General features: G+C 59.7%; 19 protein-coding genes. 4 read left to right on the forward strand and 15 right to left on the reverse strand.

What is annotated here, in order from left to right:
• Positions 1–2: 2 nt before the first annotated feature.
• Complete coding sequence (locus ASC90_RS11755) at positions 3–1,208, forward strand: GTP-binding protein (protein ID WP_056540015.1); 1,206 nt, start codon at positions 3–5, stop codon at positions 1,206–1,208.
• A gap of 209 nt (positions 1,209–1,417) precedes the next feature.
• Here the strand turns inward: ASC90_RS11755 and ASC90_RS11760 are convergent, their stop codons facing one another.
• The 10 genes from ASC90_RS11760 to ASC90_RS11805 all read right to left on the reverse strand — a co-directional run bounded on the left by ASC90_RS11760 (position 1,418) and on the right by ASC90_RS11805 (position 13,634).
• The gene (locus ASC90_RS11760; RefSeq protein ID WP_056540017.1) at positions 1,418–1,732 is read right to left on the reverse strand and encodes an RcnB family protein; all 315 of its coding nucleotides are present in this window, start codon (positions 1,730–1,732) and stop codon (positions 1,418–1,420) included.
• Between the two features lie 162 nt (positions 1,733–1,894).
• Complete coding sequence (locus ASC90_RS11765; RefSeq protein ID WP_056540020.1) at positions 1,895–3,508, reverse strand: glycoside hydrolase family 43 protein; 1,614 nt, start codon at positions 3,506–3,508, stop codon at positions 1,895–1,897.
• Positions 3,509–3,599: 91 nt separating this feature from the next.
• On the reverse strand, positions 3,600–4,631 hold the full coding sequence (gene mgrA / locus ASC90_RS11770) for an L-glyceraldehyde 3-phosphate reductase (protein WP_056540023.1): 1,032 nt from the start codon (positions 4,629–4,631) through the stop codon (positions 3,600–3,602).
• Positions 4,632–4,716: 85 nt separating this feature from the next.
• Positions 4,717–5,850: a Gfo/Idh/MocA family oxidoreductase gene (locus ASC90_RS11775; RefSeq protein WP_056540029.1), complete on the reverse strand. Its 1,134-nt coding sequence runs from the start codon at positions 5,848–5,850 to the stop codon at positions 4,717–4,719.
• An 8-nt stretch (positions 5,851–5,858) separates the two neighbouring features.
• Entirely contained in the window at positions 5,859–6,620 is a 762-nt protein-coding gene (locus ASC90_RS11780) for a sugar phosphate isomerase/epimerase (protein ID WP_056540034.1), read from the reverse strand.
• A gap of 42 nt (positions 6,621–6,662) precedes the next feature.
• Complete coding sequence (locus ASC90_RS11785) at positions 6,663–9,128, reverse strand: glycoside hydrolase family 2 protein (RefSeq protein WP_056540036.1); 2,466 nt, start codon at positions 9,126–9,128, stop codon at positions 6,663–6,665.
• A gap of 125 nt (positions 9,129–9,253) precedes the next feature.
• Positions 9,254–10,339 carry an ABC transporter ATP-binding protein gene (locus ASC90_RS11790; RefSeq protein ID WP_056540039.1) on the reverse strand — a complete coding sequence of 362 codons (1,086 nt, stop codon included), beginning with the start codon at positions 10,337–10,339 and terminating at the stop codon, positions 9,254–9,256.
• Between the two features lie 3 nt (positions 10,340–10,342).
• On the reverse strand, positions 10,343–11,269 hold the full coding sequence (locus tag ASC90_RS11795; RefSeq protein ID WP_056540272.1) for a carbohydrate ABC transporter permease: 927 nt from the start codon (positions 11,267–11,269) through the stop codon (positions 10,343–10,345).
• Between the two features lie 4 nt (positions 11,270–11,273).
• Positions 11,274–12,179 (reverse strand): sugar ABC transporter permease, encoded by a 906-nt coding sequence (locus tag ASC90_RS11800; protein WP_056540042.1) that lies wholly within the window; start codon positions 12,177–12,179, stop codon positions 11,274–11,276.
• Positions 12,180–12,398: 219 nt separating this feature from the next.
• The gene (locus ASC90_RS11805; protein ID WP_056540045.1) at positions 12,399–13,634 is read right to left on the reverse strand and encodes an ABC transporter substrate-binding protein; all 1,236 of its coding nucleotides are present in this window, start codon (positions 13,632–13,634) and stop codon (positions 12,399–12,401) included.
• Between the two features lie 455 nt (positions 13,635–14,089).
• On the opposite strand from ASC90_RS11805, the gene ASC90_RS11810 reads away from it, so the two are divergent.
• Positions 14,090–15,130, forward strand: coding sequence for a LacI family transcriptional regulator (locus ASC90_RS11810; RefSeq protein ID WP_056540048.1), 1,041 nt, complete (start codon positions 14,090–14,092; stop codon positions 15,128–15,130).
• Between the two features lie 92 nt (positions 15,131–15,222).
• Here ASC90_RS11810 and gndA read toward each other — a convergent pair whose 3' ends face one another.
• A complete protein-coding gene (gene gndA, locus ASC90_RS11815) occupies positions 15,223–16,674 on the reverse strand; it encodes an NADP-dependent phosphogluconate dehydrogenase (protein ID WP_200950877.1) in 1,452 nt (483 codons plus the stop codon).
• A gap of 167 nt (positions 16,675–16,841) precedes the next feature.
• On the opposite strand from gndA, the gene ASC90_RS11820 reads away from it, so the two are divergent.
• Positions 16,842–17,240, forward strand: a complete 399-nt coding sequence (locus ASC90_RS11820) for a hypothetical protein (protein ID WP_056540053.1) — start codon at positions 16,842–16,844, stop codon at positions 17,238–17,240.
• 6 nt (positions 17,241–17,246) lie between these two features.
• A complete protein-coding gene (locus ASC90_RS11825; protein ID WP_056540057.1) occupies positions 17,247–17,603 on the forward strand; it encodes a VOC family protein in 357 nt (118 codons plus the stop codon).
• Here ASC90_RS11825 and ASC90_RS11830 read toward each other — a convergent pair whose 3' ends face one another.
• The 4 genes from ASC90_RS11830 to ASC90_RS11845 all read right to left on the reverse strand — a co-directional run bounded on the left by ASC90_RS11830 (position 17,604) and on the right by ASC90_RS11845 (position 21,816).
• Entirely contained in the window at positions 17,604–18,320 is a 717-nt protein-coding gene (locus ASC90_RS11830; protein WP_056540277.1) for a PAS domain-containing protein, read from the reverse strand.
• Positions 18,321–18,506: 186 nt separating this feature from the next.
• Positions 18,507–19,442: a lipid A biosynthesis lauroyl acyltransferase gene (locus ASC90_RS11835; protein WP_056540060.1), complete on the reverse strand. Its 936-nt coding sequence runs from the start codon at positions 19,440–19,442 to the stop codon at positions 18,507–18,509.
• A 4-nt stretch (positions 19,443–19,446) separates the two neighbouring features.
• Positions 19,447–20,475: a zinc-binding dehydrogenase gene (locus ASC90_RS11840; protein WP_056540063.1), complete on the reverse strand. Its 1,029-nt coding sequence runs from the start codon at positions 20,473–20,475 to the stop codon at positions 19,447–19,449.
• A gap of 54 nt (positions 20,476–20,529) precedes the next feature.
• Positions 20,530–21,816, reverse strand: a complete 1,287-nt coding sequence (locus ASC90_RS11845; protein WP_056540066.1) for a beta-ketoacyl-ACP synthase — start codon at positions 21,814–21,816, stop codon at positions 20,530–20,532.
• Positions 21,817–21,823: the final 7 nt, after the last annotated feature.

Consider the following 21,823-nt stretch of genomic DNA (forward strand, 5'->3'; position numbering starts at 1 on the left):
TGATGCAGATCAAGCTGCCGGTGACTGTGCTCTCCGGATTTCTCGGCGCCGGCAAGACGACCTTGCTGAACCACGTGCTTGCAAACCGCCAGGGAATGCGCGTTGCGGTCATCGTCAATGATATGAGCGAGGTCAATATCGATGCGACGCTGGTTCGGGATGGCGGGGCCAACCTATCGCGTACGGAAGAGGCGCTGGTCGAGATGACCAATGGCTGCATCTGCTGCACCTTGAGGGACGATCTCCTTGACGAGGTTCGGCAACTCGCCGAGCAAGGCAGGTTCGACTACCTGCTGATCGAGTCGACTGGTATCGCCGAACCGCTCCCCGTTGCCACCACTTTCGAGTTCCGCGACGAGAACGGCAGGAGCCTCTCCGACATCGCCGAGTTGGATACGATGGTCACGGTCGTCGATGCGGCCAACCTGCTGGCCGACTACGCCTCGGCGGACTTCCTAGGTGATCGCGGCGAGACCGCAGGCACAGGAGACACGCGCACAGTTGTCGACCTGCTCGTAGAGCAGATCGAGTTTGCCGATGTCGTCGTCCTGAACAAGATGGGCACCGCCACCGAGGACCAACGCGCGGCGGCACGGCAGATCATCGTCGGCCTCAACCCGGATGCACGACTTATCGAGACGGATTTCGGCAGCGTGCGACTGGGGGACGTACTTGGAACCGGCCTGTTCGACATCGACAGAGCAGAAACCCATCCTCTGTGGTACAAGGAGATGCACGGTTTCAACGAGCATTTACCGGAGACCGAGGAATACGGCATACGCTCATTCGTGTACCGCGAAAGGCGCCCGTTCGACCCACTAAAACTCAAGCGGTTCTTCGACATCGGCTGGCCGGGCGTCATCCGTGCCAAAGGCTTTTTCTGGCTCGCCACACGCCCACAGAATGTCGGTGAAATCAGCCAGGCCGGCGCGATCCTGCGGACTGGCAAAAAAGGCCTTTGGTGGTCGGCGGTCCCGCGAGATCGCTGGCCTGATGACCCTGGCTTTTTGAGTGCCATCTCTCCGTATCTCCACCCCGTCTGGGGAGATCGTCGCCAGGAGATCGTCTTCATCGGTGCCGATCCTATGGACGAGCATTGGATACGCGAAAGTCTCGATGCCTGCCTGATCGGCGAGAAGACATTCACACCGGAAAAGTGGCGCAACCTGGCCGATCCATTCGACAGGTGGGGAGGCCATGCCGCATGAAGGCCCCCCCTGCCGCTATATCTGCGTGGAGTGCGAACCGCTGCCACCGATCGAAGGCCCGTCGCTCCTCTTGCCGGAAGACCAACGGCCTGCCGCCGCGGGGGTGCTCAGACGTTTGGCGCAACGGCTGGTCAAAAGAGATGCCGATCCCGACACACGAAAAAGGGCGGCTTCGCGAAGCCGCCCTTCCTAGGAGCCGTGCCGACAGATCAGCGGCTGGCAATGATGTTTGCGATGACGCCGCTGGCAACGCCGATGAGTAGATAGTCGTTGTCGACACGCACCCAGCGATAGCCGCGCGGCGGTGCTGACAAGCGATAGCGGCGGTAGTCGCGGACGTCCTGCATGTGGCGGCGCTCGGCGGGCGTCATGCGATGGCCTCGGCTCCAACGGTAGTTCGTCGCATGGACATCACGCTTGACGACGACGGGCCGGCGGTGATCCTGAGCGCTCGCTTGAGTGGCCGCAACCAGCGGCGCAGCAAGAAACGAAGCAGACAGGAGAACGGCAAAGAGCTTTTTCATGGGGTTTCCTCGTGTTGAACACGCCCCGAAATTAGGCTCCGAATGATGAACCGAAACTGAAAATTAAATTAAACTTTCGTAATGAAAACACATGCTTAAAAGCATATATTAAATTAGAACATGCGACATCACACAGGGAACTCCGGTGATGTCGCCAGACGATCACAGCTCTTCGTAGTTGAACCAGTCGAAGTCAGCTGTCCGCGCGCGCCCGGATGTATCGAAGGCAAATACGCCGGCAAACGCGCCGGTGAAGGAGCCGTGCTCGCCGCGCCCGCCCTCGTCGGAAACGACGCCCGCGTCGAGTACCGGGCCGATCGGCTGCCAGGCGCCCTTGCCTTCCGTCTGCCAGAAGAATTGCAGATCGTTGTCACGGATCTCCATGGAAAGCTGCACCCGTCCCTCGGCAGGAACCGCCACTCCGCTACCGGCCGGGAAGTCGAGCCGGCCATGCGGGTAGTCGCCATTGCAGGAAAGAATGGTGACGCAGCGCCCGAGCTTTTCGTGCAGCGTGACCGCCACGGCATGGAATTTGTGTCGATTGTAGTAGTGCGTAAGGCCGGCGACCTGCTGGTAGGTATCCGGATCGAACTCCACGACGGTCTCTGCCCTGAAGCTGTGATGTTCCTGCCGGCGCGCCACCAGCGACTGCTCGAACCACGAGCCGATGCTCTCACGGGCGATGAGCCGGAGATGGCCAGGCCGATCGCTCAGATTGAAGATGCGTTCCGGCCTTGGTGTTCGAAGCCATTGAAAATCCTGAGGCAGCGTGCCGCCATCGAAACTGTACTCTGTCCGCACCGGCCCTTCGACAAGGACGGCACCGCTCAGTCCTGGGACGGTGACATCGGGAACGGTCGTGCCGTTCTCGAGATAGAGCCAATCATCCTGCCTCCACACGCATTTCTGCAGGCTGGTTTCCCGCCCGAGCGTGCAGCGGCGCTTCGGCGGCAACGGCCGGCCACAGAGATGGGTATGGTAGACCTGCCCATCCGGCGTCTCGACATACTGACCGTGCCCTGCCCGCTGCAGAATGGCTTCGGGATGATCCTTGGAAGTGATGAGGTGCATATTCGGGTGCATCTCGTAGGGACCGTCGATCGTCCGCGAGCGCGCCATCGTCACGGCATGATCGTAGCCCGTGCCGCCCTCGGCGGTGGTAAGATAATAGTAGCCGTTGCGCTTGAAGAGATGCGGTCCTTCGACGAGTCCAAGCGGACTGCCGGCGAAAATGTTCTTGATTGGCCCCTTCAGCGACTTGGTCGTCGCGTCCCATTCCTGCGTCAGGATGCCGTCGAAGGCCGGCGACTTCGGTGCGCCGCCGAAGCTCTCGGTGCGATGGTTCCACTGCATGTTCAGGAACCACTTGCGGCCGTCATCGTCATGGAACAGCGACGGGTCGAAACCGGATGAGTTCACATAGACAGGCTCGGACCAGTCGCCCTCGATCGTTGGCGAGGTCACGATGTAGTTGTGCGCGTCCTTGAAGTTGCCGTCGAAGCGCTTGACGTCGGTGTAGACCAGCCAGAACACACCGTCGTCGTAAGACAGGCAGGGTGCCCAGACGCCGCAACTGTCGGGATTGCCGCGCATATCGAGCTGCGACTGGCGCTCCAGCGGACGCCGCACCAGTGTCCAGTTCACCAGATCCCGCGAATGGTGGATCTGCACTCCGGGGTACCACTCGAATGTCGAGGTGGCGATGTAGTAGTCATCACCGACGCGGCAGATCGACGGATCTGGATTGAAGCCCGGCAAGATAGGATTGCGGATCATGTGGGTCTCCTCCTCAACCGCATAAACGCTGCGGCACGTACATCAAGCTATTTATGAAAAACGCCCGGAAGATCGTTCCGGGCGTCTGTGACTATTCGATTTCTGCGGACTTGGCCCAAAGATTGATGTCCGCCTCACGGGCGTAGACATCAATCTCCTTGAGTTCCTCGGCGGTGAACTCGAGATTGTCGAGCGCCTTCACGCAATCGACGATCTGCGACGAGCGGCTGGCGCCGATCAACGCCGATGTCACGCGGTCACCGCGCAGCACCCAGGCGATTGCCATCTGCGCCAGCGTCTGGCCACGACGTTCCGCGATCTCGTTGAGCTTGCGAATGTTGTCGATGATCTTCGGGCGGATGAAGTCCTTCTTCAGGAAGTGGTTCTGCGCCGCACGGCTGTCGCCTGGAATGCCGCCAAGGTACTTCGTCGTCAGCATGCCCTGCGCCAGCGGCGAGAACACGATCGAGCCCATGCCGACTTCATCAAGCGTGTCGAGCAGCTTGTCGTCCTCGACCCAGCGGTTGAGCATGGAATAGCTCGGCTGATGGATCAGGCATGGCGTGCCGAGGTCCTTGAGAATCGCAGCGGCCTCGCGGGTTCGCTGCGAACTGTAGGACGAGATACCGACGTAGAGCGCACGGCCGGAGCGCACGATATGATCGAGCGCGCCGCAGGTTTCCTCAAGCGGCGTATCCGGATCGAAGCGGTGCGAATAGAAGATGTCGACATAGTCGAGACCCATGCGCTTCAGGCTCTGGTCGCAGGAGGCGATCAGATACTTGCGGCTGCCCCACTCGCCGTAAGGACCCGGCCACATGTCGTAGCCGGCCTTGGACGAAATGATCAACTCGTCGCGCAGGCCGGAAAACTCGGTGCGCAGGATTTCGCCGAAGGCCGTCTCGGCGCTGCCGGGAGGCGGGCCGTAATTGTTGGCGAGATCGAAATGGGTGATGCCGAGATCGAAGGCCGTGCGGCACATGTCGATCTTGCGGTCATGGGGCGTGTCGCCGCCGAAATTGTGCCAGAGGCCGAGGGAGACGGCCGGAAGCTTCAGGCCGGAACGGCCTGTGCGGTTATACTTCATCTTTGAATAGCGGTCGGAAGCCGGTTGCCAGCTCATAATTCTGATCCTTTAAGCAAAAAGGCGCGGGCTCATCGCCCGCGCCGGACCATAGTCCTTTGGACGCTTACTTCAAGAGCGCCTGTTACTTCAGAAGCGCTTGGGCCTCTTCGATGCCAAGCGCGGCCGGCTGCGTGCAGGTCGTCGTCAGCTCGATGAAGCGGCCTTCTTCGCCTGACTTCAGGATCGAGGTCATGACGTCGACGCCGTGCAGCGTGCGGTCGAGCGAGCAACGCGCATCGCGGCCTTCGATGATCGCCATCGCCATGTCGGCCAGACCCGCCGTGCGATAGTTCGCGCGCGGTCCCTGAGTGCTCTCCTGGTTGGAGATACCGAACGGGTGATCCCAGTCTTCGATCGGCTTGATGTCCTTGTCCTTGCCGCTTGCCTCGACGACACCGCCGAAGAAGTTCGGATCCGGCACGTAGATCGAGCCCTCGGTGCCGTAAAGCTCCATGTTGGCATGGCGGTGAGACCAGACATCCCAGCTCGCGGTCAGCGTCACGGTCGCGCCGCTGACGAATTCGAGGATCGCCTGGATCGTCGTCGGCGTCTTAACCGGGATGACCTCGCCGTTGCGTGGCGCACTGGTTATCGTGCGGGTCTCGGACGCCATCGACGTCATGGCGCCAACACGCTTCACCGGTCCGATCAGGTTGATCAGGTTGGCGATGTAGTAAGGGCCGAGATCGAGGATCGGACCGCCGCCGGGCAGGAAGAAGAAGTCCGGGTTCGGATGCCACATTTCCATGCCCGGGCTCATGACGTAGCACGCACCCGAGGTGACGCGACCGATGCCGCCCTCGTCAATGTATTTGCGGGCGAGCTGATGCGCGCCACCGAGGAAGGTGTCAGGCGCGCAACCGACGGAGAGGTTCTTCTCCTTGGCGATGCGACGCAACTCCTCACCCTGCTCGAGGGTGAGAACCAGCGGCTTTTCCGAATAGACGTGCTTGCCGGCCTCAAGGATCGACTTCGAAACCGGGAAATGCGCGTCGGGGATGGTCAGGTTGACGATGACGTCGATCTCGTCATTGGCGAGCAGTTCGTCGATTGTCAGCGCCTTGACGCCGTATTCCTCGGCGCGGGCCTCTGCCGCCTGGATGTTGATATCGGCGCAGGCCAGAACCTTCAGGCCCTTGAACAGGGGAGAAAGCGAAAAGTAGGTGGTGGAGATGTTGCCGCATCCGATGATGCCGACGCCAAGTTCCTTGGTCATGATGTGCCTCAGTAAGTCTTGAAGGATGCGATCGAGCGGGTGATCAGGCGATCAACATCGGCCGGGTTGTCATGCTCGACGACGTAGTGCTTGGTCTTGGTGCCCCTCAGTGCCGCGATGAGCTTTGCCCAATCAAGCGTGCCATGGCCGACATCCGCCCAGCCGTCCTCGTTCTTGTTTTCGCCAGCAGGCGCGATGTCCTTGACGTGCGCCGAGGTGATGCGCGAGCCGAGCTTCTCGATCCATGCGAAGGGATCCGCACCGCCGCGAACGACCCAGGCAATATCGGCTTCCCAGGAAATATCAGGCGCGCCTTCGAAGATGCGCTCGATCGGCAGCGAGCCGTCGGCGAGCTTCACGAATTCGAAGTCGTGGTTGTGCCAGCCGAACTCATAGCCGGCGTCCTTATAGGGCTTGCTCATTTCCTGCAGGCGCTTGCCGAAGGCCAACCAGCCGGCACCATCGGTCGGACGCTCATCGGCAGCCAGATGCGGTGCATAGATCGAGTCCATGCCGAGGATCTTGGCGATGTTCAGCGACTTCTGCACTTCTCCGTCGAGAAAGTCGGGGCTGAAATGGCCGCTGGCCATGACAAGGCCGTTCTTGTCCAGTTCTGCGCGCAGGCTGTTCAGGCCGGCATCGTCGAGGTCGGCATAAATACCGCCGAAGCCTTCGACTTCCTGATAGCCGGCCTTGCCGAGCTTTTCGAAGATCGCCGAATAGGGCGGGAAGTTGCGGGCGCTATAAAGCTGGAAACTCAGTTTCGTCATACTATCCTCCTCGGGCCTCGTGCCCGTTCATTTGAATCAGGATCAATCCACGGACTGACAGGACTGCAGGTCGTAGAAACGGAAGTCCGGCAAAGCGCCGCCCTCGAGCGGGGTGGCCGGGGTGAAGTTGATGCGGCGCGTCTCGCCCGCCGCCAGATCGAAGGCATTGTCGGAATACTTGCCGTCGATCTCGGTTTCGATCATCACGAAGAGCGCAAGTCCCCTCGCGGTGACATTGAGGCAGACGGAGCCGTCCTCCTCGACATATTCGTGCGTGACCATCAGGCCCGCGGGCTCGAGCTCCAGCGCCTTGTAGGTGCCATCAACATAGTGCCCCTCGCCGCCCATGCCGTTCGACGCCGTGAAGCGCCAGGCAAGCAGCGTTCCCGCAGGGATATCGGACACGTCGATGCTGGTGGCAGTAACAGCCGCGTCAGGGGTGCAGACCGCCTGCACGTCCTTGAGGTGCCTGCGCCCACCCTTCATGTCGAGGACCGAGATCGACAGATCGACGCTGACTTCGGCAAGCGTGTCGTTGACCAGCGAGAAGCGGATCTGCTTGCCGTCGTCGGATGGGATGGCGGCGACCGCGACCGGCTGGAAGAAGCGCTTGACCAGATAGTGCATCGCCTTCCAGCGACCGCCGTAGTCGAGGCTCGACCACGAGGCGACCGGCCAGGTGTCGTTCAACTGCCAGTAGATCGTGCCCATGCAATGCGGCTTCAGCGACCGCCAGTATTCCACCGCCGTCTTGATCGCGAGACCCTGCTGGATCTGGCTGAGATAGACAAAGTTCGGGAAATCCTTCGGGAAGCGGAAATAGCGGAACATCGTGCCGGCGATGCGCTCGTTGCCGCCGGCGTTCTTCTGGTGCAACTCCATGACCGGCGACGCGACGTTCATGTCCTTTGCCTCGGCATAGGTCTTGATGACCGGCAGCGACGTGTAGGATTGGAAGCCGAATTCCGAGCAAAAGCGGGGACGCACCGAGCGGTAGTTGTCGAACGACTTGTTCTCGTGCCAGACAGACCAGTAATGCATGTCGCCGGAACCATCGGCGTGCCAGGCATCGCCGAAGTCGAGATAACCGGACGCCGGGCTCGACGGCCACCAGATCGCCTCCGGCGCAGCCTTCTTCATCGCCTGCTCGATCGTCCGGTTGAGACGGTCATAGGAGACGAGATAGCGGTCGCGATCCTTCCGCGATTCCTCGAACCAGGTCAGCGCGCCGACCAGTTCGTTGTCGCCGCACCAGAGCGCGATCGACGGGTGCGAGTTCAGACGGCGGACCTGGTAATCGACCTCGAGCGCGACATTGTCGAGGAAGTCCTCGGTCGAGGGATAGAGATTGCAGGCGAACATGAAGTCTTGCCAGACCATGAGGCCGAGCCGGTCGCAGAGATCGTAGAAATGATCGTGCTCGTAGAACCCGCCGCCCCAGACGCGGATCATGTTCATGTTGGCGGACTTGGCCGATTGCAGCAGATCCTCGGTCTTTTCGGGTGACGACAGCGAGAACAGCGCATCGGCAGGAATCCAGTTGGCACCGCGGCAGAAGATCTCGTGGCCATTGACCTTCAGCACGAAGCGGGCGCCGGCGTCATCCGGCGTTGTGATGAGCTCGACGGTACGAAGACCGATCTGCTTTGTCACGGCATCCGCTGGCAGATCGACCGTCAGCGCATAAAGCGTCTGCTCACCGCTACCCGCCGGCCACCAGAGCCGCGGCTTTTCGATTTCGAACACATGATTGACGACCGTTTCGCCAGCTCCAACGCCGACGTCGAGACGAACGCGCTCGCCATCAAGCGAGAAATGCACCGGCACGATGCCCGGGTTCCTGGCAAACAACGTCGCTGTGACCTGAAGATCCACGGAACCGTTGAGGTTGTGAACCTGCCGCGTCGTAACGTGCTCGATGCGAGCCGTCTCGAGTTTGCGCAGCGCAATCGTTCCATAGAGGCCCAGCGGCGCAATGGCGATGTTCCAGTCCCAACCGAAATGGCACTGCGGCTTGCGCAGCATGTTGCCGTTGGGGATGGGCGAATTGCCCGTCGAATAGGGAATGTAGAAAGGTTGCCTGGCCTGCCGGTCGGCGCCCGCTGCGATACTCGAATGCAGCACGACACGGATGGTGTTGTCGCCGGCTTTCAGCTGGGCACTGACATCGGGACGGTAACGGCGAAAGCTGTTATCCGATACCAGCACCGGAGAGCCGTTGACGAAGATGGCGGCCACGGTGTCGAGATAGTCGATATCGAGATACCAGTCGCCATCCGGCTCGGACAGCGTGAAGCTGCGTTCGATCGCCCAGTCGCGATGCGCCACCCACTGCACCGCCTCCTCGTTCCGACCGAAATACGGATCCGGGATCAAGCCAGCGACGTGAAGAGCCGAATGCACATCGCCCGGGAGCGTAATGACCGTGGCTATATCGCCGTCGGTGGAGGTAAGCTGCCACGATCCTGAGAGGTCGAGGTTGAACCCGTTGGTAGGCATGGATGTCATAGCATTGTCCTGATCAAGCCGCTCCTGGGAGAACCCGTGATCGGGCTGCGGCCGAATGTGGCTGGCCAGATTGGCCGGTTGGGAAAGGGGCGGAACCAGTTGCGGCTCCGCCCGCCGTGCAGTCTCTAGAGGCGCAGTTCCGTCTCGGCGTCGAAGATCGACGCCAGCGACATGTCGAAGCCGAGCTTGACGGCCGATGCGGGGCTGAAGCGGCGCGAGCCGTTGATGCGCACCGACATGGTGTGCCCGGCATGCTTCAGCCACAGCAGGTTGTCGGCGCCCATCGGTTCTTCGATGTCGACGGTCGCGTCATGCACCTCGGTACCGAGGCCATCATTGACCTTGATATGCTCCGGCCGCACTCCGAGCGTGACCTTCTGGCCAGCCTTCAGCGGCGCGACGGCCTCATAGGCATCGACGTTGAAATCTACGCCGTTGGCGGTGAACACCGTGGCATTGCCACGCTTGCCGATCTCGCCTTTCAGGAAGTTCATCGACGGCGAGCCGATGAAGCCGGCCACGAACAGGCTGCGTGGCTTGTTGTAGATCGTCGTCGGATCGGCCAGCTGCTGGATGACGCCGTTCTTCATGATGGCAATGCGGTCAGCCAGCGTCAGCGCCTCGATCTGATCGTGGGTGACGTAGATCATCGTGTTCTTCAGCGCCTGATGCAGACGCTTGATTTCGACACGCAGTTCCGAACGCAGCTTGGCGTCGAGGTTGGACAGCGGCTCGTCGAACAGGAACACATCGACATCGCGCACTAGGGCACGGCCGATTGCCACGCGCTGGCGCTGGCCGCCGGACAGCTCGGCAGGCTTTCGCTTCAGAAGCGGCTCGATCTGCAGGATCTCGGAGGCACGCGCCACCCGCTTGTCTATCTCGGCCTGCGGGATCTTCGCAACCTTCAGACCAAAGGACAGGTTCTTCTCGACGGTCATCTGCGGATAGAGCGCATAGGACTGGAACACCATGCCGATGCCGCGGTCCTTCGGCTCCTCCCAGGTGACGTTCTTGCCCTTGATGTGAATCTGCCCCTCGCTGACATCGAGAAGACCGGCGATGCAGTTGAGCAAGGTCGACTTGCCGCACCCGGATGAGCCGAGCAGCACGAGGAACTCGCCGTCGTTGATCTCGAGATTGAGATCCTTGAGAACGCTGACCGCGCCGAAGTTCAGCGACAGTTCTTTGATGGAAACGCTCGAATTCATGGATCAGCCTTTCACTGCGCCGGCGGCGATGCCACGGACGAAAAGTCGCCCCGACACGAAATACACAACCAGCGGCACCAGACCCGTGAGGATCGTTGCGGCCATGTTGACGTTGTATTCCTTCACGCCCTGGACAGAATTGACGATGTTGTTGAGCTGCACGGTCATCGGGTAATATTCCGGTCGGGTGAAGACCACGCCGAACAGGAAGTCGTTCCAGATACCGGTGACCTGCAGGATCATGGCGACGACGAAGATCGGCAGCGACATGGGCACCATGATCTTCAGGAAGATCTGCCAGAACCCTGCCCCGTCGACGCGCGCCGCCTTGAACAGTTCCTGCGGCAACGACGCGAAGTAGTTGCGGAAGAGCAGGGTCAGGATCGGCATGCCGAAGATGCTGTGGACGATGATGAGACCGGTCAGCGTCCCGTAGATGCCGAGTTCACGCAGCACGATGACGATCGGGTAGATCATAACCTGATACGGAATGAAGGCACCGATGACCAGGATCGAGAAGAACAGTTCCGATCCCTTGAAGCGCCAGTTGGCCAGCGCGTAGCCGTTCACCGAAGCGATGGCGATGGAGACAACGACGGAAGGAACGGTAATCCGCACGGAATTCCAGAAACCGCGGGAAAGACCATCGCAATTCAGCCCAGTGCAGGCGGTCGCCCAAGCCTTTACCCATGGCTCAAAGGTGATTTCGAGCGGCGGCGAGAAGATGTTGCCCACGCGGATCTCGGGCATGCCCTTCAGAGAGGTGACGATCATCACGTAGAGGGGCAGCAGGTAGTAGGCTGCAGCGACAAACAGTATGCCGTAGAGAATGATATTGCGCGGAGAAATGATCCGCTTTGGCTTCGGACCGCTTGGCCCGGAGAATGTCTTGTCGGTCACGATAGCGGCATCCGTCTTCTTGAGAGCGATGGCATCAGGCACGTTTACGCCCTCCCCCAAATTCCAGATACGCCCACGGGACGATGATAATGGCGACAGTCAGGAGCATCATGGTTGAAGCTGCGAATCCCTGGCCGAGGTTCTGCGCCTGGAACATGTAGTCGTAGACGTATTTTGCAGGTACTTCGGAGGCGATGCCCGGCCCGCCGCTCGTCTGCGCCACGACAAGGTCGTAGACCTTGACGATGCCGCTGGCGATGATGACCAGCGTGGTGATGAACACCGGCCGCATCATCGGAATGACGATGAAAAGATAAGTCTTCCACATCGGGATGCCGTCGACGCGTGAGGCTTTCCAGATATCCTCATCGATACCGCGCAGACCGGCGAGCATCAGGCACATAACGAGCCCGGTTCCCTGCCAAAGCGCTGCGATCAGAACACCGTAAATGACAATGCTCGGAGTATAGAGCGGATCGAAGGTGAAACTCGTCCAGCCGAGCGAACGCACCACCGACTGCACCCCGAACTCCGGATTGAGCACCCACTGCCAGACAAGGCCGGTGACGATGAAGGAGAGCGCGAAGGGATAGAGGAAAATCGTGCGGAACGCATTCTCGAAACGAATCTTCTGATCCATCAGCGCCGCCAGCGTGAAGCCGATCACAAGGCTGAAGATCAGGGAGAGAACGCCATAGACGGCAAGGTTCTCGATGGAGACAATCCACCGCGGTGCCGCCCACAGACGATTGTATTGGTCGAAACCAACGAAACTCATCCTTGGCAGGAGCTTCGAGTTGGTGAAGGAATAGAACACCGTCCAGAGTGTGCCGCCGAGAAAAATGACGACGGCGGTCAATATCATCGGGATCGATGCGATCTTGGAATTCAGATTGCGCAGCAACTGATTTGGCCGGCCGGCTTTCGCTTGACCCGTCATTGTGTTTCCTCCTGAAACGCAATTGCTTCTGTGATCTCGAGCAGCGGCCTGGAAAATGGACGCTTCTCTCGTCGTTCCTTCTCCAGATCAGCCAAGGTCACGCTTCTCGCGACCAAAGCAGTTGCTGAAGAACGCTGTTGTCAACCCGATCGCAGCAGCATCTCAGGAGCAGATCCGGCTCCGCATTGGAGCCGGATCGCAACAGCAAGGCGTTGACGATCAATCAGCCGAAGCGATGATTTCAGCGAAGCGCTTCTGCGCGTCTTCAGGCGTCATTGATGCATTGGAGAAGAACTCCGAGAAGAGGTCCTCCTTCTGCTTCTGGCTATCTGCCGAAAGCAGCTGGTCGGTCCACTCGACGACATTGCCCTTGGCGAGGATATCGAGACCCTTCTTCATGCAGTCGTTGGCGGCAGCGAGGTCGACGTCGCCGCGCACCGGCAGCGAACCCTTCTTCAGGTTGAAGGCGACCTGCGTCTTGGGATCGAGAAGCGTCTTGGCTAACACGGCCTGCGCCTTGGATTTTTCCTCATCCTTCAGCAGCGGGAAATAGAATGCGTCGCCGCCCGTTGCGATGATGTCGGTCACGCCAAGGCCCGGAAGGCAGGTGTAGTCCGTGCCGGCCTTCTGGCCTGCAATCTGGAATTCGCCCTGCGCCCAGTCGCCCATGATCTGGCCGCCGGCCTTGCCGGTAATGACCAGGTTGGTCGCCTGGTTCCAGTCCTGAACGTTCGTACCCTTGGACATCTTGCGGGCATCGTCGGCAGCCTTGAAGATCTTGGCGATCTCGGGGCCGGCCGCAACGTCAGCGTCCTTGTCCTTGTAAACCTTGTAGAACGTATCCTTGCCGCCAAGCGCCAGCAGAAGAACGTCGAATGCACCAGAGGACTGCCATGCCTGGCCGCCAACGGCGAGCGGCACGATGCCGGCCTTTTCGAGCGCCGGTCCGGCAGCGACGAACTCGTCCCAGTTCTTCGGAACTTCGACACCGGCCTTCTTGAAGGCAGCGTTCGAGAGCCACAGCCACTGCCACGAGTGGATATTAACCGGGGCGCAATAGATCTTGCCGTCGATGGTGCAGGAATCGAGCAGGTTCGACGGACGGACGATGTCCTTCCAGTGTTCTGCCGTCGCGACGTCCGTGAGGTCCCGCATAAGGCCGGACTGCACCAGTTCCTCGGCCTGGCGGCCATGGTTGAACTGGGTGGCACCCATCGGGTCGCCACCGGTGATGCGGCTGACCATGATTGGACGGGCAGTGCCGCCGGAACCGGCGATCGCACCGTCAACCCACTTGTTACCGGTGGCGTCGAACGCCTTGGCAAGCTCGGCCACCGCAGCAGCCTCGCCGCCGGACGTCCACCAATGGGTAACTTCTAGATCGGTCGCATTGGCCGCACCGAGCGGCAGTACGACGGAAGCGGCAAGCGCAGCCGCCATCAAACGGAAATTCATGAGTTCTCCTCCCTCACTGAAACGTTGCCGGAAAAACTTAGTTCAATCGATATTGTGGCGCAACAGCCAGCGCCGAAAATTTTCTTTTCGCACGCCGCTTACTACCATTGCCTGTTGAACGGTCAGGTTTCACGCCAGAATGCGATTGTGGGAGGCACCAATCTGCGCAATCAAGAAACTGCATTAACATACTGATATATTTTCTTTTAGACATCACAGTAGATGATTGACGGGACCCACGGCGTTCGCAGGTGCAAAATTTCCGGGCATAAACCGCCACTTCAATCATTGCGAGTGTTGAACGCATTTGCCGCATAAAAAGGCCTCGACATTTCTACTGTATCGTTACAGATTTCCGCTCTCACGGGAGGAGCGACTTTGGCTGTCTTCATGCTTACAGCGCTTCGAAAAAGCATCTATAAGCGAAACCAAATCGCGTAGGACGGCATAAAGGGATGGAAAATAAAGCGAATTTGGGAGGCGCAGCGGTCGCGGCATCTCGAGAGCGACCGACACTGAAGACGATTGCCTTCATGACCGGTCTGGGCGTGACAACAGTCTCGCGCGCACTCAAAGATGCGCCTGACATAGGCGCCGAGACCAAGGAGCGCGTGCGAATGGTCGCCCGCCAGCTCGGCTACCAGCCGAACAGGGCCGGCGTGCGCCTGAGAACGGGCAAGACCAATGTGATCGCACTCGTTCTCAGCATCGACGAAGAGATCATGGGCTTCAGCAGCCAGATGGTCTTCGGCATCTCCGAAGTGCTGACCGGCACACCCTACCATATCGTCGTGACGCCGCATTCCCACAGCAAAGATCCGATGCTGCCGGTGAGATACATCCTCGAAACCGGCTCGGCGGATGGCGTCATCGTCTCGCGCATCGAGCCGGACGACGCACGCGTTCGGCTCCTAACGGAACGCAACATGCCATTTGCCACGCACGGACGCACGGACAGCGGGCTGGTTCACCCGTTCCACGACTTCGACAACGAGGCCTTCGCCCACCAGGCGGTGGAAAAACTGGTCACGAGGGGGCGCAGGCGCATTGCCCTGCTCCAGCCGCCGAGCAAGCTTACCTACTACACGCATACGAGAATTGGCTTTCAGACCGGCCTGCACGATTATGGTGCCGAAGAAGTGCCGTTGCGCGTGACCATCGATGCGCCGCTAGAGGAAATCCGCAACGCGGTCGAGGCGATGATGCGCTCGCCGAATGCCCCCGATGGGATCGTGTGTTCCGCCGGAAGTGCTGCGATCGCGGTGAATGCCGGTATCGAGGCCGCCGGCAAGCGGCTCGGCCACGATGTCGACATGGTCTCCAAGGAATCGGCGCCTATCCTCAACTGGATCCGGCCGGAGATCATCACAGCCTACGAAGACGTGCGTCACGCAGGGCGCGAAATGGCCAAGGCCGTCATCGCAAGAATCGACGGAGTCGAGCCGGAAATGCTTCAGAGCATAAGCCAGCCGGTCTGGGCAAAGCAGGGAAAATAAGGCCGCTCGTTCCGGCTGAATAGCTGAAACGATTTACCGCAAACAAAAAAGCCGGACGAGTTGCCCGGCTTTTTCTTGTCATACAGGCATGCTCAGAAGGTCGATGCGCCGCTGCCCCATGGGCCGTGGTGGAAGTCCTTGCCGTCGAGACGGTCAAATCCGTGGGCGCCGAAGAAGTCGCGCTGCGCCTGGATCAGGTTGGCAGTTCCGCGGCCCTGGCGGTAGGCATCGAAATAGGTCAACGCGGAAGTTAGTGCCGGAACCGGCAGACCGGCTTCGAGCGCAGCGCCTACCACACGACGCAGCGCCGGTAGTGATTCCTTGACCATGTCCGAGAAGGCAGGCGTCACGATGAGGTTGGCGGCATCCGGCGCCTTGGTGAAGGCGGACGTGATCTCATCCAGGAACTGCGAGCGGATGATGCATCCAGCACGCCAGATCTTGGCGATCGTCGGCATCGGCAGCGACCATTTGAACTCACGCGAGGCTTCGGCCATCACCGCAAAGCCCTGAGCGTAAGCGCCGATCTTGGCGGCGAACAGCGCAAGTTCAAGATCCTTGTTGAGGCCTGGGCCATAGGCGATCGGAAACTTGTATTCCGGCTTGCCAAAGATCTTCTCTGCCGCTTCGCGCTCGGTCTTCATCGAGGAAATGCTGCGCGCTGCAACGGCTGCTTCGATTGCCGTCGCGGGGATGCCCATGTTCTGCGCTTCGATCGCGGACCACTTGCCCGTGCCCTTCTGGCCGGCCTTGTCGAGGATCATGTCAACCATGGCGCCGCCGGAAACAGGATCGGTCGCAGCCAGCACCTTCTCGGAGATTTCAATGAGGTAAGAGTTCAAGCGACCCTTGTTCCACTCGCCGAAGATACCGCTGATTTCCTTGGCGCTCTTGCCGAGACCGTCGCGCAGGATACCGTAGATTTCGGCGATCATCTGCATGTCGGCATATTCAATGCCGTTGTGGATCGTCTTGACGAAATGTCCGGCGCCGTCATTGCCGAGCCATGCCACGCAAGGGTCACCCTTGTACTTGGCAGCAATCGAGGTCAACACCTTTTCCACACGCTTCCAGGAGTCCTCGGTGCCACCGACCATGATCGACGGGCCATGGCGTGCTCCCTCCTCGCCGCCGGATACGCCCATTCCGATGAACGTCAGGTCGGTATTCTTCAGTCGGTCAAAGCGGGCGATCGTATCGCGGAAGTTGGCGTTGCCGGCATCGATCATGATGTCGCCCTTGGACAGGTGCGGCCGCAACAATTCCATCTGCTGGTCGACCGGCTCGCCGGCCTTGATCATGATGATAATCGGACGCGGCGGACGGATCGCCTCCACAAAATCTTCGATCGTCTTGCACGGAATGATCTGTTTCTTCAGGTCACCGGCGCTTTCGTAGAATTCATCCGTTTTCTCAGGAGTGCGGTTGAACACGGCAATCTTATTGCCCTTTTCCGCTATGTTTAGCGCCAGGTTGGATCCCATGACTGCAAGGCCGATCAGCCCGATTTCTGCCTTTTCCACGATAAACCTCCGATGAGTCATTTTGGACCGGTGTTTTGGCACTGTCTCGGACAAACGGCAAGTTCGATTCAGCCTCGAATTGGCGTCACGTTGCACATGCCGCGAAATGAGCCATATTCTTCCACGCGCTCGCCCGCAAAACGAATCACGGGCAGCGGGAGAGAAAAAACCAGCTGGGGCAACGTGCCATGACGACGATGCCGACAAGGATCATTCATCGCTCCATCGACCGAAATTGGCGCGATGTCTATGCTTTTGCCGGCGCGCCGGAAAACATGCCGCTCTGGGCGTCCGGTCTTGCCTCCGGGCTTGAACGCAGTGGCGACGACTGGATCGCCGAGGGTATACTTGGCACAGTGAAGGTCAGCTTCGTCCCCCATAATGAATTCGGTGTCATCGATCATACCGTAACCATCGAAAGCGGGCTTCGCGTCTACAACGCATTGAGGATCGTGCCGAATGGAAACGGCTGCGAGATCATGTTCGTGCTGCTGCGCCCTCCCGGCATGACCGACGAGCAATTCGAAGCCGACGCCGCCCATGTGGCGCGAGACCTTGAGGCATTGAAGACACTCATGGAACGCTAGGAAACGATGATGGACACCACGGACAACGACCTGCGCATCGACTACGTGGAATTCAACGTTGAGGATATCAATGCCGCCAAAGCCTTCTATGGCCGTGCATTCGGATGGCGATTTACCGACTACGGACCGAACTACTGCGAATTCGACGATGGTCGGCTGAAGGGTGGCTTCACCACACTTGCCGCGCCGAAGCCCGGCGGTCCGCTCATCGTCCTCTATGCACACGACCTTGAGGCTGCGCTATCCGCCGTGGAGGTAGCAGGCGGCACCATATTCCGTCCGATCACCGGCTTTCCCGGTGGCCGGCGTTTTCATTTCACCGATCCGGACGGCTACGAGCTGGCGGTATGGACAAAGGCCTGATCAGGCAGCCAGTGTCGCTGCGCTAGCAGCGGTATCCTGCAGGATGATCAATGCACCGATAATGTAGCCCAGGGAATCGCGCAACGGCGACATCCGGCAGCGGACCTGGCGAGCTAGGCCGCCATCGCACCGACCATATTCATAGTCGGCCTGCTGCCCGGAAAAGCATGCGTCGAGTTTGGCCTTCGCCACTTCGGTGAAGCGCTTTTCACCGATGAATTCCATCAGGTGGTGGCCGATCATATCCATCGGCTTTCTCCCGAGATAGGCAGAGTTTGCGGCGTTCGAATAAAGGTATCGATAGTCCTTCGTCAGCACCGCAACACGATCAGGTATCGATTCCAGGATTGCCGCATTGAGAAAGTTGCCATTGTCGGTGTTCGGCGCATAGGTGAAAGGCTCGGATGCCGCCTCTCGCACTCTTGGCATACGCCAACGCGGCTTGGAGCCACCGAAATACTGCTCGATCAGATAGGAAAGCAAGGCGACATGCTCGCGCACGGAATCGCTGTCATCGGCGTATTGATCGATCAGGCAGCCGACGAACTGAAGTTGCATGTGAATTTCAAGCAGGCTTACCGCCTTGTGGGCAAGGATTGTCTCGATCAATGGCTCGATTGAACAATCGAGAGCACTGACCCGTGCATCATCTCCAAGCCTGATAGCTTCGTCGATCTGTTCACAGCGCAACGAGAACGCCTGAAAAAGCACTAGCAAGACCGCCTCCAAATGGCCATTCCGTACGGAATGCTCCTCGATCAGCGCGACTTGCGTTACGGAAGGTTGAACCTCAGCCGCTTGGCCACTCGCCTTGATAGAAATTGGTAACATGACGCATCTTCATATTCAATGAAGGCGGACACATCTTTTTCAATGGCGAGATGTCGGGGTTCTGCCCTATCCTCACTTCAGGACGTCGTGCTTTATCTTCCATCGATCATGATACCAGAGCCACTGCTCCGGATGCTCGCGCACCCAGCTTTCGACCTTGTCGTTGAGAAGCTGTGCCGTCGCGGTCATGTCGAGATTGCCGTTGGCATCTCGCGGCATTTCGAGCCGTGGCTCGATTTCCAGACGATACCGATTGCCGGGAAGACGGATACAGCGCGCCGGATAGACCTCGCAATTGAATTGCCGCACGAGTTTGCCAAGCAGCGGATTGGTCTTGACGTCGCGACCAAAGAAACGGGTGCTCAAGCCTTTGCGGAACTTCTGGTCGACCAGGACACCAACGCCCTTCCCGGCCTCCAGTTGGCGGGCGAGCGCAAAAGACGATCCAGCATGCGATGGGACCAGGTTGCCCATGCGCGCGCTCCGGAAATCGAACACCTTCTTGGCGACATATGGATTGTTCGGCGGGCGAAACAGCACCGTCACAAGCAGGCCGAAAGCGGCGCCCGCCACCGGCAGGAGCTCGAAATTCCCGGTATGCCCGGTAAAGACGATGAACGGTCGCGGATTGTCGCGGAGATCGGTGAAGATCGGAATGCCCGAGACCTCCACCCTGCCCGACTCCTCGCGCGCCGGATCGTAGTCGAACAGCCGATCGAGGAAGACATACTCGGCCGCAAGCCTGCCCATGTTGCCCCAGCTGGCCAGCGCGATCGCACCGATCTCCTCGTCGCTCTTTTCCGGAAAGGCGTTGCGCAAGTTCGTCAGCATCAGCCGATGCCGCGACATGCGTGGGCCGATCTTGCGGGTCAGCCAGTCGATGAAATCAATCGCGCCATCGGCCGGAAACAGCTTCAGGAAGTTCAGAAAACCGAACACGACCTGCGCTATGAGCCACTGGCGAAAATGATCGAGCGCAAGAACGATCCGCGTAATGAAGAGCTTCAATGGCTCAATCCATCTTCAGGATGATCTTGCCGAATACCTGCCGTGACTCCATGCGCTCCAGCGCCTTGTCAATCTGGTCGAAACCGACTTCCGTATCGATGACCGGATGGACAAGACCGCGTGCGATCTTCTGCATGGCATCAGCCATGTTTTCCATGCGGCAGCCGAACGAGCCAAGCAACTTCAACTGCTGCTGGAACAGCATCATCAGGTTCATCTCGGTGGAGACACCGGACGTGGAGCCGCAGGTGACGAGCCGGCCACCACGCTTCAGGCAGAACATCGACGCGGCCCAGGTATCCTTCCCGACATGCTCGAAGACGACATCGACGCCTTTCTTCTTGGTCAGCTTCCGTACGACGCCTTCGAAACGGTCGGTGCGATAGTTGATGACATGATCGGCGCCGAGCGCCTTGGCCTTTTCGATCTTGTCGTCAGAACCAACCGTGGTGATGACGGTGCAGCCGATCTTTTTGGCAAGCTGGATCGCCGCCGAACCGATACCGGAGCCACCGGCGTGGATAAGGATGGTCTCACCGGGCTCAAGCTTGGCGTTGTCGAACAGCATGTGCTCGACGGTGCCGAAGGTCACCGGCGCGACGGCGGCGGCGATCGCATCGACGCCGGGAGGCGCCGGAACCAGCAGGCGGGCGGGAAGATTTACCTTCTCCTGCGCGAAGCCGTCGAGGTGGAAACCGTGAACGCCGGAAACATGCTCGCAAAGATTGTCGCGCCCTTCGCGGCACGGACGGCAAAGGCCACAGGTGCGCGCGCCGTAGATCGAAACGAGCTGTCCCGGCAATACATTGGAAACGCCGGGACCGATGGCTTCGACCACGCCTGACGCCTCAGCACCGATGACAAGTGGCATCTTCCGCTTGGCGAATGCCATACCACGCCAACCCCATACGTCGATATGGTTGAGCGCAACTGCCTTGACGCGCAACGTAACCTCGCCCGCCGCGGGTGCATCGGGCTCCGGCAGGTCGGTGATCTCAAGCTTGCGGTCGTCGATCAGTTGCAAAGCGCGCATGGCAAAGTCCTTCGCCCGGGGGCGTTTCTTGTCTGTTGTTATGTCGGGAACCGATTAGGCCGGTTCGAGCGCCATGACAAGGCTGGCGTTCTGTCCGCCAAATCCGAACGAGTTCGAAAGCACGGCATTCACCTGGCCCTCGCGCTTGCTGTTCGGCACGACGTCAAGAATGATCGCCGGATCGGGGTTGCTGTAGTTGATCGTCGGCGGCAGCGTCCCGGTCAACATCGTCTGCAATGAGAACACCGCCTCGACAGCGCCAGCGGCCGTCAGCGTATGGCCGATCATGGACTTGTTCGACGACAGCGGGATCGATGCCAGGCGCTCACCGAACACGGCAAGCATGGAAGCGTATTCCATCTTGTCGTTCTCTGGCGTCGAGGTGCCGTGAGCATTGATATAGCCGATACCGTTCTCGTCCATGCCGGCGTCCGCAAGCGCCGCACGGATCGTGGCGATCGCGGGACCGCCATCCGGCGAGGAGCGCGTCCGGTGGAACGAATCAGCCTTGTCACCCGCACCCTTCATGATACCGAGTATCTTGGCGCCACGGGCAATGGCTGCTTCCAGCGATTCGAGCACCAGGGTCGCAGCACCCTCGGCGATGACGAAGCCATCGCGGTCCTTGCTGAACGGCTTGGACGCCTTTGTCGGCGGATCGTTCTGCGTCGAAAGCGCCGAAAGCAGCGAAAAACGGATTAGCGCTTCCGCGCTGACAGATCCGTCCGTTGCCACGGCAAGCGCCCGGGTCGCGCGGCCCTGGCGGATCGCCTCGATTCCGAGCTGGATCGCGGTTGCTCCCGACGCACAGGCTGTTGATAAGGTCACCGGAAGCCCGCGCGTGCCGAAGCGATCGGCAAGACGCTCGGAGATCGAGCCGAACAGCGATGCCTCATGAAAAGCCGCGTCCGGTCGTTGACGCATCGCAGCCAGGAAACGATCATAGGCATCACCCGGATGATCGGCAGGTGGCGAGCGATCTGCAAGTTCGAAGCGCGCGCTCCATTCCGGTTCGATAGGCGGCGCTGCAAGAAAGAGCGGTCCATTGAAATCGCCCGAGATATCAGCGTCGGCGAGCGCTTCGATGGTCGTTTCCCGCGCGAAGGCGTAGGAGCGTTCAACGGAGTTCGCTACCGGGATGTCGATAAAGTCGACTGTGCCGGCGATGCGCGTCGAAAGCCCATCGGTCGGAAAGCGGCGGATGTCGTGGATGCCCGACCTTCCCGCCGTCAGCGCAGCCCAGTTGTCCTTCAATCCCTGGCCGAGAGAGGTGATGATACCGACACCAGTCACAGCGACGATAGGGCGACCGAGGTGGTCCTTGTAGGCCGAATCCGTCATTTGCTAA

This window comes from Rhizobium sp. Root1220, assembly GCF_001426265.1.
GTDB lineage: Bacteria > Pseudomonadota > Alphaproteobacteria > Rhizobiales > Rhizobiaceae > Rhizobium.